This is a genomic window from Nostoc sp. DedSLP04 (assembly GCF_034530775.1).
Classification (GTDB): Bacteria; Cyanobacteriota; Cyanobacteriia; order Cyanobacteriales; family Nostocaceae; genus Nostoc.
On the sequence record NZ_JAVRCL010000015.1, the window covers coordinates 42497 to 57064 of the forward strand.

The window sequence follows — 14568 nt, forward strand, 5'->3', positions numbered from 1 at the left end:
CGCTTCGTAATCTTATTTTCACTCAGTTGGAACAGAAAGTTATAGTATAGCGATCGCAGCATTCAGCAAAAGCCCGTGCAAACCAAGTATCTAGCCAAAATTTTCGTGACCCTTCGTCCTTCAGTTTTAGACCCCGCTGGTGTGGCAGTACAATCCGGTCTTAAGCAACTGGGATACGATAACGTTGACCAGGTGCGGATTGGCAAGTACATTGAACTCACCATCACCTCAACTGAAGAGAAGAAAGCCCGTCAAGACCTTGATACCATTTGTGACCAAATGCTATCAAATCCGGTAATTGAAAATTACCGCTTTGAATTAATTGAGGTCGAAACTCAAACTGGAGTATTTTAGGGACTAGGGACTGGGGACTGGGAACTGGGGACTAGGAAAAAGTTTTCCAATACCCAATGCCCCATGCCCAATGACAAATGACAAATGACAAATGACAAATGACTAAATTCGGTGTTGTTGTTTTTCCCGGTTCTAATTGCGATCGCGATGTTGCTTATGTAATCAGAGATTTACTGGGGCAACCAACGCGCATGGTTTGGCATCAAGAAACAGATATTGCTGATTTGGATGTTGTGATTATTCCTGGTGGCTTTAGTTACGGGGATTATCTCCGCTGTGGTGCGATCGCGCGTTTTTCACCTGTGATGCAACAGGTTGTGGAACACGCCCAAAAGGGTAAGTTTGTCCTCGGTATTTGCAACGGCTTTCAGGTATTAACTGAAGCTGGACTTTTGCCAGGGGTGTTAACCAAAAATCGGGATTTACATTTTATTTGCGATCGCGTCCCCTTGAAAGTTGAGCGTACTAATCTATGGACGCAAGCTTATACAACTGGTGAAGTTATCACTTTGCCCATTGCCCACGGAGAGGGGCGATTCTACGCTGATGCAGCCACTCTTGCAGAAATTGAAAATAACGGGCAAGTCATATTTCGCTATGAAGGCGAAAATCCCAACGGTTCACTGAACAACATCGCCGGGATTTGCGATCGTCGGGGTAATGTGTTGGGAATGATGCCGCACCCAGAAAGGGCATCAGACGCAATGCTAGGGGGTAGTGACGGCTTGAGGTTGTTTCAAGGCTTACTAGAGAAAGTAGCGGCATTAGCGTAAAGCAAATATCGGGCGATCGGTTGAGCGTTTTGCGATCGCTGTCTGCAAGATAAATGAACATTCTTCTACAGACAGCGATTTATTTTTTTGAGTAGGAACTTTGAAGTATTTTTCACAAATTATAAGCTCACGTGTTCTAATCTTTTAGTAGACTTACAAAAGTCCGCGTACACAAAAAACTTCCAGCCAATTGTGGCAAGTTTTTGAGAACAAAGAGAGAAACAAACTTATGGGACTTTTCGATCAAATTCTTGGTGCCGTCGCTAATCCCAATCAACAGGGCAGCTTAGGTGAAATAGGAAGCATTGTTAATACTGTACAGCAGTTGAGCGATCGCACAGGCGCAAATCCTTCTACCATCCAATCAGTTTTGTCAATTGTAGGTGGTCAAGTACGTTCTGCTTTACAAGACAAACAAGCTACAGATGGTAATGAAGCCACACAAAGTTTAGTCAGTCAATATGCTGGTACTTCTGCTAACCCCCAAGCCGTCAATTCGTTGTTTTCTCCTCAAATACAACAGCAAGTAGCTGAAGTTGCTGCCCAGCGCACTGGGTTGGATGCTGGTATCGTTCAACAATTGCTACCTTTGGCAGTACCTTTGGTGCTAAAATTTTTGCAATCAGGTGCCAATGCTCAAAATCCCCAAGCTGGCGGCAATCCTGTCCTAAATTCCTTTTTGGATGCTGATGGTGATGGTGATGTCGATATCGCTGATGCCATCCAAATGGCTAGTCGATATATGAGACAGTAACAGTTTTCTCCCAACTCCCCATTCCTTTGGGATAAACCAGACATCGGTAATTATACCTTGCTAGATTTTTAGCTAAGACATAGGCTGAAAACACGATCAATTTATAAATATAACTCAGACAGTCTATGTCTAAATTATTTGACTGTATTACTGAAGAACTACAAGACTTTATTGCTGCCCAACACCTTTTCTTTGTTGGCTCTGCACCTTTGAGTCCTACGGGTCATGTTAACCTGTCTCCTAAAGGTCAGGACTGTTTTCGTATCTTGTCTCCCAACCGAGTAGGTTATGTAGACCTCACAGGTAGTGGTAACGAAACATCAGCCCATTTGCAAGAAAATGGGCGGATAACCTTCATGTTTTGTGCCTTTCAAGAACCCGCGTGTATCTTGCGTCTTTACGGCCAAGGAACCACCATTTTACCGAGTTCTCCAGAGTGGGACTCGTTGTATTCTCTATTTTTGCCGATACCAGGAACTCGTCAAATTATCGTCGCTGACATTGAAAAAATCCAAACCTCCTGTGGTTTTGGCGTACCACTCTATGAATATCAAGGTCAGCGCCAGACTCTAGTAAACTGGGCTACTAAAAAAGGCGAAGAAGGAGTTAGAGAATATCAACAGAAGAAAAATCTTGTCAGCCTTGACGGTTTAGCAACACCACTGAGTAAATTACTCTAACTTTGCCTGATGGATTATTCTATTAATCCATATATTAGCGATCAAAGTAAAGGAGTCAGCAATCGAGAGACTCTCACAGCTAACTTGAACCAAAAAGGTTTTTTATCGTACTCATTAAGATCGACAGCAACACAGACAGCTAAATCATCCTCTAACATCTTTTTCACACTTTGGACAAACCGAGGCTCGGTAACAAAACCCATAACTTCAAAGTTGAGGGAAAAAGAGCGATTATCTAAGTTAACGGTTCCTACCCCTGCTAAATTCTCATCAATGACTATAATTTTCTGGTGCATAAACCCATTTTTGTAACGATACAACTTGATACCGATTTTTTCCATTTCGGTGTAGTAAGAAAAGGAACATAAATAAACAAATAAATGATCGGGTCGATTTGGTAAGAGAATTCGCACATCCACACCTCGCATTGCTGCCAGTTTTAAAGCTGACAATGTTGCCTCATCCGGCACAAAGTATGGACTAGCAATCCACAGGTGAGTTTGAGCTTGATTAATTAGTTCGACGAAAAAAAGCTTACAAGCTGGCAAATGATCTGCGGGGCCTGTAGGAAGTATGAATACAGTTTGATTATCCTGATTAATTTTTACCTGCCAGTTAACTTCGATAAGTTTTCGAGTTGCCCAATACCAATCTCGCACAAAAGAGCTTTGTAGGCATTGTACAGTTGGGCCTTCGAGCATCATGTGGGTGTCGCGCCAGGGACTCAAGCGAGGATTTTTTCCTAAATATTCGTCACCAATATTCAGTCCACCTACAAATGCTATTTCTCCATCCACCACCAGAATTTTCCGATGATTACGAAAATTAAATTGGAACCGATTACCCTGACCTTTAGTAGTGTTAAATGCACTCACTGCAATTCCATGCTGTTGTAGAGATTGGATATAAGGGCGAGATAATTTCTTAGAACCAATTTCATCGTAGAGAAAATAGATGCTTATTCCTTGCTTGGCTTTAGCAATTAACGCTTCTTTAAACTCATTACCTGATTGGTCATCGTTAACAGTATAGAATTGGAATAAAATATAATTTTTCGCCGATGCAATCTTTTTCAGCATTGCTTCATAGGTTTGCTGACCATCAATTAGTAATTCGGCAGCATTGCCTGATGTGAAAGAAATTTCTGTAAAAGCCTCCGCTAATGGTTGCAACTCGGCTAGATTATCTGGTGGCGCAACCTGAAATTTAATCAGTTCGCTATAAGTCGAACGAACAAGCTGGTAGTGTTGTGCATAGACTGAGCGCAGTGTTTCAGCATATCCATGAAATTTAGTTCTTCCTAAAATCCAATACAACGGAATAGCTAGCCAGGGAAAGGTAATTAAAGAAATGCTCCAGGCAATTGCCCCTTGAGAAGAACGCACATTCATCACTGCATGGGCTGCATGTGCAACTCCCACGACATGAACAACAACTGTAGCTGTGCTAAAAATCGCTAGAACACCAGCATCTACAAGCATCTTAATTTTTTTAAGTATTGGTATAAGTAAATTCTGCCAGCAATGGCTTATGATCGGATGAACAAATTTGGTCTAGCACTTTAGCACTGGCTTTCTTCACACTGATATCTCGATAAAAGATATGGTCTAAAGGAGGTGATAACAAAAAGCGTTTAATTTTCTCCTTCTCATCAGGTGCGAAAATTACAGGCGTTAATCCTAATTGAGTGGTTACTTGATTGAGAATAACTGCTCTTTTTCGACTCCAAGTATTGAAATCTCCTGAAAATATTAGTGGCCCCCGATGTGTAGATAAGGCTTGCTCTAATTCATTTAGTTGGATTTTAAATTTATTTATATCTACAAAATTGATCAGATGAGTATTAATTGTCAGCAGAGTTATGCTTTGCTCAGGTAGCAGATACTCAGTTATTAAAGAAATTTTAGGAGTTTTAACAATCGGTTCATAATGTTTAGTAGCTATAACTTTTTTGGTAATTGGGCTGATTGTAGAGGCTGTAAATATTCCTGAATAAGTTTGGTGATGAATATCTACGAAGTTAGGAGCAAAACTCCAATTCATTTTTAACCATTTTCCCCATTCATTTGCCTCTAACTTTAGAGAAAACTCTTGTAGAAATATAAGGTTTGGTTGATAAGTTGCAATAATTTTGGAAAAATCTTCTACCCAAGCATTATTATAGTTTTGTTTAGCAATATTCCAACTGAGAACTTTAATTGATTGACTATTAATTTCTGTTTGAATTGAATGATTTTTGTCAATTGTGAGTTCTTGTAAACGAAAAAATCTATAACCCGGAACCAATTTCGTAACTAGAGTGTTTACGTGTTCTTGAATATTAGGCATTACTAATATTAAAATGGATTTATTCTAGCTTAACGCTGACTTTTCACGGCATCTGGAAAACCTCTCTCTAAATCTCTCTCCTAAAAGGAGAGAGACTTTGAATTTTCCCCCTTCCCGACGCGGGAAGGGGGTTAGAGGATTAGGTTTTTGGTAGACTTTTCCACATAACGTGAAAAGTCAGAGCTTAACGCTATTAAACAGTCGTTAGAGAAGAATAGCACGTTTGTAAAGCTACAATCTATGCTCCATAAGCACTAGAGCTTGAACAATGTCAGGATGGATCGGGCGATTTCCCTGGATAGACCTTAAAGCTTACCAGAGTGGCTTAAGAGAGCGATCGCAACTATAACATCTGACCGTCTAAGCGGCATAATTTTACTTTATTAATGATCTTTGCACCTATTTTTTCATAAAATTTGATTCCACGCTCGTTAGACACAGCTACAGTCCAATCGATTCTGCCACAACCTTTTTCTTTGGCAATCTGGCGCAAGTGTAGCATGAGTGCTTGACCAACTTGGTGGCTTCGATATTCAGCTTTGACATATAAATCATCCAGCCAAATTCCAGGTTTTGCTAAAAAAGTTGAATAGATAAAGTGATAGGTTGCCAACCCAATAGTATCGCCATTAACCTCAGCCAAAAGAACAAAAGCAAGAGGCGCTTCTCCAAATAAATCAATTTCTAGCTTTTGAGGAGTTGCTTCTATAGATTCAGGACAACCATCAAATTCAGCTTTCAAATGAATCAATTCCATAATGGCAGGAATATCTTTTTTATTTGCATATCGAATTAAAATATTCCTACCCTTCTTATTCTCGCTATCTAATATTTTCCTAAAACTCATATTGGGGAATAACTTCTGTCTCATTCTTTGCTGCATTTATCCACTCTTGCATTGCTGCAAGTTCTAAAACTAACTCCACATAATTTATAGAAACAGTATCTAACTGCACATCATAGGCTATAAAGCGCAGAACAACTGGAGCAAAGAAAGCATCGGCAATCGTAAAATTGCCAAATAAAAAATTGCCACCAGCCCCAAACTTTTGGCGTGATTCTTGCCAGATACTAATAATACGGTCAATGTCTTGTTGTACTCCGGGTTCTAAACCTTTACCAGGATATTTAGTACGGCAGTTCATCGGCATATTCTGACGCAAGTTTTGAAATCCTGAGTGCATTTCTGCACTGATAGAACGAGCTAATGCTCTTGCAGCCTTATCCTCTGGCCACCATTGCAGGGTTGGAAAAGTTTCAGCTAAATATTCACAAATAGCGAGAGAATCCCACACTGTTTGTTTATCGTGCAATAACACAGGTACTTTTCCTGATGACGAATATTGCCGAATTTTCAATGAACAATCTGGGTCGTTATAGAGAGGAATCCGAATTTCATTGAATTCCAAACCGAATTGCTTCATCGCTAACCAAGGACGAAGCGACCAAGATGAATAATTTTTGTTGCCAATTACTAAAGTAAGTTGTGTCATGTTTTTAATACCGATAAAGTTGTTCAATCCACATAGACACATCAGTTTCCGAACCTGAAGAGAAAGATTTTCCGGTTACAGGGTCGTAAGCTTGCCAATAGATATTACCGTGGCGGTCAACCTTTTGCCAAACTTGTAATTCATTACGATCGGCTAGGAGTTTTTTGACAAAATTCTCCCAAATCAGATGCAGAGATTTCCAGAAGTTTGAGTTGGTTTTTTTCTGGAATGACGGACTACAATTGATTTCTATATCTTCTTTTTGTAAACACTTAATGTTATTGTTCATAAAATTATTCCTGAAAGTTTCTCAGTAAATAAAACAGTAACAACATCTCAGTTAGGAATCAAATCATGGCTTGCATAGGTTCTATAAATTCCATTTATAGATATGAGAAATCATTAAGGGATTACCAAGAAATAAATTATCCGCTCTTGTGGGGTGGACATCTTGTCCGCCCTATGAACTGGGCGGGCGAGACGCCCACCCCACAATAAAAGTTATATATTTTTTTATTTGGAAGTTCCTAATACAACCTTTTTGCCACAATAAAGTCAGGATGTGTATACCCTTGTTCCGATCAATTGCCTATGAAACTCTCTCAACTCCGAGCCATAGTTGCAGTAGCAGATCGTGGTAACTTTAGTGAGGCAGCCTTAGAATTGCAGCTTTCCCAACCTGCAATTAGTCATGCGATCGCCACCCTAGAAGAAGAATTAGGTGTGCCATTATTTGCTAGAGGTCGTCACGGTGCTGTGCTAACACCTGCTGGAGAGCGCATTTTGTATCATGCGCGTCAAGCAATGCAGCATCTAGAGATGATGCAACACGAAGCAAACCTGCATAAAGGTTTACACGGTGGTCATGTGCGAATTGCGGCTTTTCGGAGCGTTGCTACTCATTTATTACCAAAAGCGATCGCTCAATTTCACAATCAATTCCCAGAAATTGCTGTCACAATCATAGAGTGTGCTGCTTTTACGGATGTAGAGCAGTGTTTGCATGATGGACGTGCCGATATTGGTATTACCTGTCTGCCAACTGGTGAAGAATTTGAAACCTGGGAAATTTTTCGGGATGAGTATGTAGCTTTACTACCACCAGATAGCAAAATTAGCAGTCCGCAAATTACTTGGGAAGACATAGCAGCCTATCCGCCGGTTTTGCTTCCTTGTACACCTTGCGGACGTATTCTTCACAACCACCTAAAGACTTTCGCAATTCCAATCAATACTGCTACCGACATTCAAGAAGATTCCACAGTTGTTAGTATGGTGAATCAAGGACTGAGAGCAGCTATTATGCCTCGTTTAGCAGCTGTACCCATTCCCCCAAAGGTGCAAGTATACAGTTTACCTGCACCCCTCGAAAGAGTTATTGCAACTGCAACTTTATCTAATGCTCTGCAAATACCTGCGGTATTCACCTTTTTAGAAATGTTGAGTAAATTTGATTTTTATAGTTTAGCTAAATTCACTTATTGAACGCATACAAATTACGAATTACGAATTACGAATTACGAATTACTTAAACCGATGCCTCCTTTAGCGAATTCTTCAACGGTTTTTTGGGAGAATTCATGAGTTGCGATCGCCTGCAACATTGCCAATGGTAAAGTTAAATGATCCGCACCAGCTTGCAACGATGCGGCTGCTTCTTCAGGAGATTTGATACTAGCTGCCAAGATTTCCGTATCACTACCTTTGAGTACGCTAGCCATATCCCGCACTAAGGCAATACCATCACCTAACAATCGGGTAGCTCGATTTACATAAGCTATGGCAATTTTAGCTCCTGCTTCCCGTGCTACTGCTGCCTGTGCTGCACTATAAATCGCTGTCACCGAACAGATAATTTCTGGTGATAGACTCGCCACTACTTCAAACCCTAACGGTGTTGCGGGAATCTTTAAAATTGTTTGCGAACCAATAATCTCGAAAGCCTTTCTACCTTCAGCTAGCATCCCAGCTTTATCAGATGCCATAAGTTGATAGTATAACGGCCCATTTGTCAAGGCAACCAGTTTTTTGAGTGTGGTTTCTGGTGGAGTATCGCTTTGAGATAACAAAGTGGGATTTGTTGTAATACCTTTTACCCATCCCCAAAGCTTAACAACTTCAGCTTCCGATGCGATCGCGGAGTCTAGATATAGTGCCATACTTAATTCCTCCCTTTTCCTACCTGCATTTCTCCTGCTATACACCCTACATCGTTCAGAAGCTTTGCACTGATATTTCTGCCAATCCCTATCAGATAAGCATTTTACCTGTTTATTCTATACTTTTTTAAATACCTACCCTTAAAAACTACTACCCATTCCCTTTTCCTTAAGAAATGCATCAAATGTCAACCTACCCGGTAGCGAAGTTTGTGCGCCTGGTTTTGTCGCTGTCAAAGCACCTGCTGCTGCACCCCAAACAACTGCTTGATGTAAGGAAAGTCCTTCAAAAAGTGCCGCCGCTAAACCACCATTAAAAGCATCGCCTGCGGCTACTGTGTCAACTGCATGAACTGAAAACGCAGGTACAAAAAACTTTTCTTCAGCAGTGGCACAAAAAACACCTTTAGCACCCAGTTTGACGATCGCACATTTCACACCCCGTTGCAATAAAACCGCAGCTGCTTTAGCGGCTTGTTCCTCACCATTCACAGGAAAACCTACCAATTGCGCTGCTTCAACTTCATTCGGTGTAATAATGTCTACCAATGGATACAATTCATCTGGTAAATTAGATTGTGCGGGTGCGGGGTCAAAAATCACTTTTATGTTTGCACCTTTTGCAGCTTTAGCAGCAGCAATCACGGCAGTAATCGGAATTTCTAGTTGTAAAAGTAGTGCTGTAGCTGCTGGTAATAAGTGGAATAATCGCTCTACATCTTCTTGATTGACACGCCCATTTGCACCTGGAATGACGACAATTTGATTTTCACCAGTCTGACTCACGGTGATAATAGCGACTCCAGAACTAACAGTTTCATCCACAAAAATGTTATCAGTCTGCACACCAGATGTTTGCAAATTGTTAACAAGTTCCTTACCAAAATCATCTGCACCTACACGCCCCACAATCTGGGTAGGAATGCCCAATTTTGCTAATGCTACGGCTTGATTGGCTCCTTTCCCTCCCGAAACTTTAAAAAATTCTTCTCCTAGTAACGTTTCTCCTGCGACTGGCAACCGGGGTGTTGTTGCTACCAAGTCTATATTTATGCTGCCGAAAACGATAATACTCATGATGCTGCTCTTAAAGTTATTTTGATTGATATTACAGGATGCGATGTCTGAAGGGCTACGCCTACGCAAATATGTAAGTAAATTAGGGTTATGTGAAACGCTCGAAATGACCAATTCTCATAATTTACATCATGGTTAGTTGTACAGTACTTAATTGATAAACTCCTTTAACCCTTTTGGTGATGTTGCTAATTATATGTATGATTTTTTTTGTAGAAAGGCAAAATCATTGTGGTAAAAGCGTAAACTCTACGGACACAATACTTTTCGGATAATCCCAACAATCTCTTTTTTGGTTTAAGAGAAAGGTAAATTTAAACCTTTTCCCTTTCTCCTTTCCCCTTTAATCGAAAAGTATTGCTACGGACACTTGCTTCTCTTTTCCGACACGCCGTGAAATTTTTCACCAATAACTGGGAACCATATAACCATCGTTTTAATGGTTGTCTTGTTAGGAGTAGGTTATGACATTTAAAATTCTCAGTTTAGATGGTGGTGGAATTCGTGGTGTAGTTTCGGTACAAATGCTCAAAGAGGTTGAAAGTCGAATCCAAGCAACTTACGGCTTAGAGTTACACCAATATTTTGACATGATTACCGGTACTTCTACTGGTTCGATTATTGCTGCGGGACTGGCGAAAGGCTTAAATACCACTCAACTGCTGAAACTATATGAAACAAAAGCTGAGCAAATCTTCCCGCAGCCAAGGAATTTTGAAAAACCCTGGCGATTTGTCAAAAATATATTTTCACCCAAATATTCTCATGATGGATTAGAAAAAGCCCTGGAAGATGAATCTGCTTTGGGTAAAACTAAAATTGGCGAGATTACCAACACTATATTGTTGATTCTCGCCTATGATATGCGTTATCGCAACACAACTTTTTTCACCAATTTACATCCTGATTTGGGCGCTCGCTGGTACGATGGAATTCCACTCAAAGATATATGTATTAGTTCAGCATCAGCGCCAACTTTCTTCCCACCACGCGAGTTAAAAGCATCTGACGAAGACAAATTTGGTAAATGGTCATTCCCTCATATTGATGGCGGAGTTTGTGCTAATAATCCATCCTTGGCAGCAATTAGTCAAGCTTTAAAAGTGAGTCGTTCTCCTAAGCTATCAACAGAGGATAAGAAAAAATATAATTTAGAAAATCTCAAACTAGAGGATATTTCTGTACTCTCTATCGGTACGGGTAAAAGCGCCAACCCATTTGAATATGAACAAATAAAAAAATGGCACACGTTAAACTGGGTAGAGCGGCTTGTGGATGTGTTCATGGAACCAACAGGTGAAATAAATAGTACGATTTGTCAAAACATCCTTGGAGGTTTCGAGTCAGGGCACTACCTTCGATTGGATTTTGATTTAAATGAGAGATATAAACCCTTAGCAAATGAAGATTATAAAATGACTCGTACTCTCATAGAAAAAAAATATCTAAGGAAAAATCAGTATTTAGTTCAAGCTGTAAATACAAACCTCAAAGAATACAATGATGATTGCATAGTTCAGAATATCCGTGTAAATGAAGAGATGGATGATTCCAGCAATAAAAATATTAAAACTTTGATCGCTGCGGCTCAAGCTTTCATTGATATTGGTTTGATTTATGATTCTAGAGTGTATGGTAAAGGGCCGAAAGTAAAAGATGCAATCGAACAATTTATAAAAGTCAATCCTATTACCCAGGCAACTACGAATCAGACAGAGGCTTTATCAGTCTGATACAATGCTGAATTATTTGTAAGAAACTAGATATCTGACTTCTAAAACAAGTCAGATATCTGTGGCTTACAATTCTCGCAAATTAAATCGGATTGTTATACAAACAAAATTTGTTATTAGACGATCGCAGCAACAGTTGGCTCACTGTTATCGGACTCCTATTTTATTTTTGAAATATACTTAGTTTGCGCACTAAAAACTGGTGTTAGCCTTTGCAAAACTTGCTTCAACACCATCACCGTCCAATCTATATCAGCTTGCGTCGTCTCACACCCCAATGTGATGCGAATTCCCCCCAAAGCCGCTTTTTCGGAATAACCCATCGCTAACAATATCGGACTAGGACTAAGTTTACCACTATGACAAGCAGCACCAGCACTGATGCCGATGCCAGCAAGGTTTAGCTGTCGTACCAAGGTTTTACCGCTAAGTTTTTCCCCGTCGGCGTATTCTAGGCACATACTCACATGGTGAGGTAAACGATCGCAAACATCCCCTGTAGGGATTAAACCAGGAATTTCAGCTAATTGGGCAAAAGCGCGATCGCGTAACTCAATTAATCGTGGTGTTTCTGTAGCTAATTCTTCGGCTGCTAATTCTGCTGCTATACCAAATCCGGCAATTATCGGTACTGCTTGCGTACCAGAACGCAGTCCCATTTCTTGTCCACCACCACCTAGTAAAGGCATCAATTCCACACCAGGACGCACATACAACGCCCCTACACCTTGCGGCCCATAGATTTTATGACTAGAAAGGCTAAGTAAGTCTACAGGTAGTTGTTGCACATCTATAGGTAAGCGTCCCGCAACTTGCACTGCATCTGTATGGAACAAAGCACCATGCAAGCGCACAATTTTACCCAGTTCCTCAATTGGTTGCACAGTCCCAACTTCACTTTGACCGTAAATTATGGAAACTAAGGCTGTGTTGTGTCGCAACGCCGCCTTTAAATCCAAGGGGTTGACTCTGCCTTTAACATTTACAGACAAGCGCGTAACTTCCCAACCCGACATTTCTAGCAACTGCACTGTTTCAGAAATTGCGGAATGCTCAACACTGGAGATAATTATATGTTGAGGTACAGCATACAACCGAGCTACACCCATAATTGCAAGATTATTTGCCTCAGTGCCACCAGAAGTAAAAACGATCGATTCAGGAGTGGCGGCGTTAATTAAACCAGCAACTTGGACTCTGGCTTGTTCTACAACCATTGCCGCCCGTTGTCCCCACTCATGTAAGCTGGAAGGATTGCCCCACTGTTGAGTGAGGACTGTTTGCATAACTGCGATCGCTTCTTTTCGAGTCGGAGTAGTGGCGCTGTAATCTAGATAAATTTGCATATAACCGCTAATAGTGAGAACACACGTTAGTGATAGACTGTCGATCTTGTTAGCATATACAGTTTTAGTGGACAAATCCTGAAAAAAATATCTGTAATTTTACATCTAGCAGTCGATTTTTCTCTTTACTTGGAAACTTATTTCTCTATTTAATTCAGAGTACAAAATTTTGGGAATGATAAATATATCCACTCCCAATCCACTTTTAACAGATTACAGTGCAACTTATCTCTAGACAAAGATATTTTTTATATATCTTTTTACTGATATTCTCCCTCGCTGGTTGTCAACGAGTCCAGTCCTATAATCAGCGTCCAGCACCTTTACCACAAGACCCGTTAATTCAAGCTTACTTTAATCATTCTGAGTCTTCAGAATACCAAGAAGCTTACCGTCAGCAAACTCGTCTGGGGGATGATTTAGAAAAACAGATTGTCGATGCTATTACACAAGCTAAATCTACAGTAGATGTAGCGGTGCAAGAATTACGTTTACCCAAAGTTGCCCAAGCACTGGTTGATAGACAAAAAGCTGGGATAAAAGTCAGGATAATTTTAGAAAATACCTATAGCCGACCTTGGAGTAGCTTAACATCTGCTGAAGTAGGTAAGTTAGATAAAAGAGAACAAGAACGCTACAACGAATTTCGCAAATTTATCGATCTTAACCAAGATAATCAACTCAGTCTAGCCGAAATCAATCAAAGAGATGCTTTGATAATTTTGCAGAATGCCCAAATTCCCTGGCTAGACGATCGAGCTGATGGTTCAGCGGGTAGCAGCTTAATGCATCATAAATTTGTGATTGTGGACAATCGCCTCGTAATTATCACTTCAGCTAATTTTACATTAAGTGATACTTCGGGTGATTTTACAAATTCTAGCAGTTTAGGCAATGCCAATAATTTGTTGCAGATTGACAGCCCAGAATTAGCATCTTTATTTACAGAAGAGTTTAATGTTATGTGGGGAGACGGGCCGGGAGGTCAGCCGGATAGTCAATTTGGTTTGAAAAAACCGATGCGTTTACCTAAACAAATAATTTTAGGTAATACCAAAATTACTGTGCAATTTTCGCCTACTTCTCCAACTCAACTTTGGAGTAACAGTAGTAATGGTTTAATTGGTAAAACTTTAGATTCAGCAACCAAGTCTATTGACATGGCGTTATTTGTCTTTTCCGAACAGCCTCTTGCTAATATTTTAGAAAAACGCCATCAACAAAGCGTGCAAATTCGCGCTTTAATTGAACCACAATTTGCCTACCGTCCTTACAGCGAAGCCTTAGATATGATGGGGGTTGCTCTGAGTAACAAATGTAAATATGAAGTTGACAATCATCCTTGGTCAAATCCAATTACTACCGTAGGTGTACCTGTATTACCCAAAGGCGATTTATTGCATCACAAATTTGCTGTTATTGATAGTCAAACTGTAATTACAGGTTCTCATAATTGGTCAGATGCGGCCAATAATGGTAACGATGAGACGCTTGTAGTGATTGAAAATCCGATAGTTGCTGCCCATTATGTGCGAGAATTTGCTCGTCTTTATGCCAAAGTAAAACCAGGCTTACCACCAACAATTCAACAAAAAATTAAATTAGAACAAACACGATGTCCCCAGATAAAAACTTTTTCATCAACTGAGCTACAAGCGATTCAAAAAGTAAATCTCAACACCGCAAGTTTAGCAGAATTAGCAACTCTTCCTGGTGTGGGTCAAAAATTAGCACAGCGAATAGACCTCTTGTAAAAATCCTTGAATCACCCCTCGCCAACCTCCCCTTGTGAAGGCTATCCATTAGTCACATTTTTCTTAACAGAAGCTGAAAGCTAATTTCCCAGAGGATTGGAGACGCTAATGACAGCT

15 protein-coding genes are annotated in these 14568 nt (G+C 40.3%); 7 read left to right on the forward strand and 8 right to left on the reverse strand.

All coding sequences use genetic code 11. The features are described 5' to 3' along the window. Positions 1 to 75: 75 nt before the first annotated feature. From purS to RMX89_RS11355, 4 genes are all read left to right on the forward strand, one after another. Entirely contained in the window at positions 76 to 354 is a 279-nt protein-coding gene (gene purS, locus RMX89_RS11340) for a phosphoribosylformylglycinamidine synthase subunit PurS (protein ID WP_292747447.1), read from the forward strand. Between the two features lie 98 nt (positions 355 to 452). Further along, positions 453 to 1127 carry a phosphoribosylformylglycinamidine synthase subunit PurQ gene (gene purQ / locus RMX89_RS11345; RefSeq protein ID WP_322688999.1) on the forward strand — a complete coding sequence of 225 codons (675 nt, stop codon included), beginning with the start codon at positions 453 to 455 and terminating at the stop codon, positions 1125 to 1127. Positions 1128 to 1356: 229 nt separating this feature from the next. Further along, positions 1357 to 1881 (forward strand): DUF937 domain-containing protein, encoded by a 525-nt coding sequence (locus RMX89_RS11350; RefSeq protein ID WP_322689000.1) that lies wholly within the window; start codon positions 1357 to 1359, stop codon positions 1879 to 1881. Between the two features lie 125 nt (positions 1882 to 2006). Then, positions 2007 to 2561, forward strand: a complete 555-nt coding sequence (locus tag RMX89_RS11355) for a pyridoxamine 5'-phosphate oxidase family protein (RefSeq protein ID WP_322689001.1) — start codon at positions 2007 to 2009, stop codon at positions 2559 to 2561. A 41-nt stretch (positions 2562 to 2602) separates the two neighbouring features. Here the strand turns inward: RMX89_RS11355 and cls are convergent, their stop codons facing one another. From cls to RMX89_RS11380, 5 genes are all read right to left on the reverse strand, one after another. Continuing rightward, positions 2603 to 4042 (reverse strand): cardiolipin synthase, encoded by a 1440-nt coding sequence (gene cls, locus RMX89_RS11360; protein WP_322689002.1) that lies wholly within the window; start codon positions 4040 to 4042, stop codon positions 2603 to 2605. 10 nt (positions 4043 to 4052) lie between these two features. Continuing rightward, positions 4053 to 4889 carry an endonuclease/exonuclease/phosphatase family protein gene (locus RMX89_RS11365; RefSeq protein WP_322689003.1) on the reverse strand — a complete coding sequence of 279 codons (837 nt, stop codon included), beginning with the start codon at positions 4887 to 4889 and terminating at the stop codon, positions 4053 to 4055. A 343-nt stretch (positions 4890 to 5232) separates the two neighbouring features. After that, positions 5233 to 5736, reverse strand: a complete 504-nt coding sequence (locus tag RMX89_RS11370; protein ID WP_322689004.1) for a GNAT family N-acetyltransferase — start codon at positions 5734 to 5736, stop codon at positions 5233 to 5235. Continuing rightward, a complete protein-coding gene (locus RMX89_RS11375) occupies positions 5726 to 6382 on the reverse strand; it encodes a glutathione S-transferase family protein (protein WP_322689005.1) in 657 nt (218 codons plus the stop codon). The genes RMX89_RS11370 and RMX89_RS11375 overlap by 11 nt, the downstream gene beginning before the upstream one ends. A 4-nt stretch (positions 6383 to 6386) precedes the next feature. Then, the gene (locus RMX89_RS11380) at positions 6387 to 6671 is read right to left on the reverse strand and encodes a hypothetical protein (protein ID WP_322685511.1); all 285 of its coding nucleotides are present in this window, start codon (positions 6669 to 6671) and stop codon (positions 6387 to 6389) included. A 302-nt stretch (positions 6672 to 6973) separates the two neighbouring features. On the opposite strand from RMX89_RS11380, the gene RMX89_RS11385 reads away from it, so the two are divergent. Continuing rightward, positions 6974 to 7867, forward strand: coding sequence for a LysR family transcriptional regulator (locus RMX89_RS11385; RefSeq protein ID WP_322689006.1), 894 nt, complete (start codon positions 6974 to 6976; stop codon positions 7865 to 7867). Between the two features lie 32 nt (positions 7868 to 7899). Here RMX89_RS11385 and RMX89_RS11390 read toward each other — a convergent pair whose 3' ends face one another. Together RMX89_RS11390 and rbsK are read right to left on the reverse strand one after the other, a co-directional pair. Further along, entirely contained in the window at positions 7900 to 8541 is a 642-nt protein-coding gene (locus RMX89_RS11390; protein ID WP_322671896.1) for a transaldolase family protein, read from the reverse strand. Between the two features lie 141 nt (positions 8542 to 8682). Next, positions 8683 to 9618, reverse strand: coding sequence for a ribokinase (gene rbsK, locus RMX89_RS11395; RefSeq protein ID WP_322689007.1), 936 nt, complete (start codon positions 9616 to 9618; stop codon positions 8683 to 8685). A gap of 464 nt (positions 9619 to 10082) precedes the next feature. Between rbsK and RMX89_RS11400 the strand changes: the two genes are divergently transcribed. Next, entirely contained in the window at positions 10083 to 11351 is a 1269-nt protein-coding gene (locus tag RMX89_RS11400; protein ID WP_322689008.1) for a patatin-like phospholipase family protein, read from the forward strand. A 158-nt stretch (positions 11352 to 11509) separates the two neighbouring features. On the opposite strand, the gene RMX89_RS11405 is transcribed toward RMX89_RS11400, so the two are convergent. Then, positions 11510 to 12697, reverse strand: a complete 1188-nt coding sequence (locus RMX89_RS11405; RefSeq protein WP_322689009.1) for a cysteine desulfurase family protein — start codon at positions 12695 to 12697, stop codon at positions 11510 to 11512. A gap of 218 nt (positions 12698 to 12915) precedes the next feature. Between RMX89_RS11405 and RMX89_RS11410 the strand changes: the two genes are divergently transcribed. Next, complete coding sequence (locus RMX89_RS11410; protein WP_322689010.1) at positions 12916 to 14451, forward strand: phospholipase D-like domain-containing protein; 1536 nt, start codon at positions 12916 to 12918, stop codon at positions 14449 to 14451. Positions 14452 to 14568: the final 117 nt, after the last annotated feature.

Excerpts from the sequence above, each read along its gene's own strand:
- purQ (WP_322688999.1), top strand. The coding sequence starts at position 453 with ATGACTAAATTCGGTGTTGTTGTTTTTCCCGGTTCTAATTGCGATCGC.
- RMX89_RS11350 (WP_322689000.1), top strand. The coding sequence starts at position 1,357 with ATGGGACTTTTCGATCAAATTCTTGGTGCCGTCGCTAATCCCAATCAA.
- RMX89_RS11355 (WP_322689001.1), top strand. The coding sequence starts at position 2,007 with ATGTCTAAATTATTTGACTGTATTACTGAAGAACTACAAGACTTTATT.
- cls (WP_322689002.1), bottom strand. The coding sequence starts at position 4,042 with ATGCTTGTAGATGCTGGTGTTCTAGCGATTTTTAGCACAGCTACAGTT.
- RMX89_RS11365 (WP_322689003.1), bottom strand. The coding sequence starts at position 4,889 with ATGCCTAATATTCAAGAACACGTAAACACTCTAGTTACGAAATTGGTT.
- RMX89_RS11370 (WP_322689004.1), bottom strand. The coding sequence starts at position 5,736 with ATGAGTTTTAGGAAAATATTAGATAGCGAGAATAAGAAGGGTAGGAAT.
- RMX89_RS11375 (WP_322689005.1), bottom strand. The coding sequence starts at position 6,382 with ATGACACAACTTACTTTAGTAATTGGCAACAAAAATTATTCATCTTGG.
- RMX89_RS11380 (WP_322685511.1), bottom strand. The coding sequence starts at position 6,671 with ATGAACAATAACATTAAGTGTTTACAAAAAGAAGATATAGAAATCAAT.
- RMX89_RS11385 (WP_322689006.1), top strand. The coding sequence starts at position 6,974 with ATGAAACTCTCTCAACTCCGAGCCATAGTTGCAGTAGCAGATCGTGGT.
- RMX89_RS11390 (WP_322671896.1), bottom strand. The coding sequence starts at position 8,541 with ATGGCACTATATCTAGACTCCGCGATCGCATCGGAAGCTGAAGTTGTT.
- rbsK (WP_322689007.1), bottom strand. The coding sequence starts at position 9,618 with ATGAGTATTATCGTTTTCGGCAGCATAAATATAGACTTGGTAGCAACA.
- RMX89_RS11400 (WP_322689008.1), top strand. The coding sequence starts at position 10,083 with ATGACATTTAAAATTCTCAGTTTAGATGGTGGTGGAATTCGTGGTGTA.
- RMX89_RS11405 (WP_322689009.1), bottom strand. The coding sequence starts at position 12,697 with ATGCAAATTTATCTAGATTACAGCGCCACTACTCCGACTCGAAAAGAA.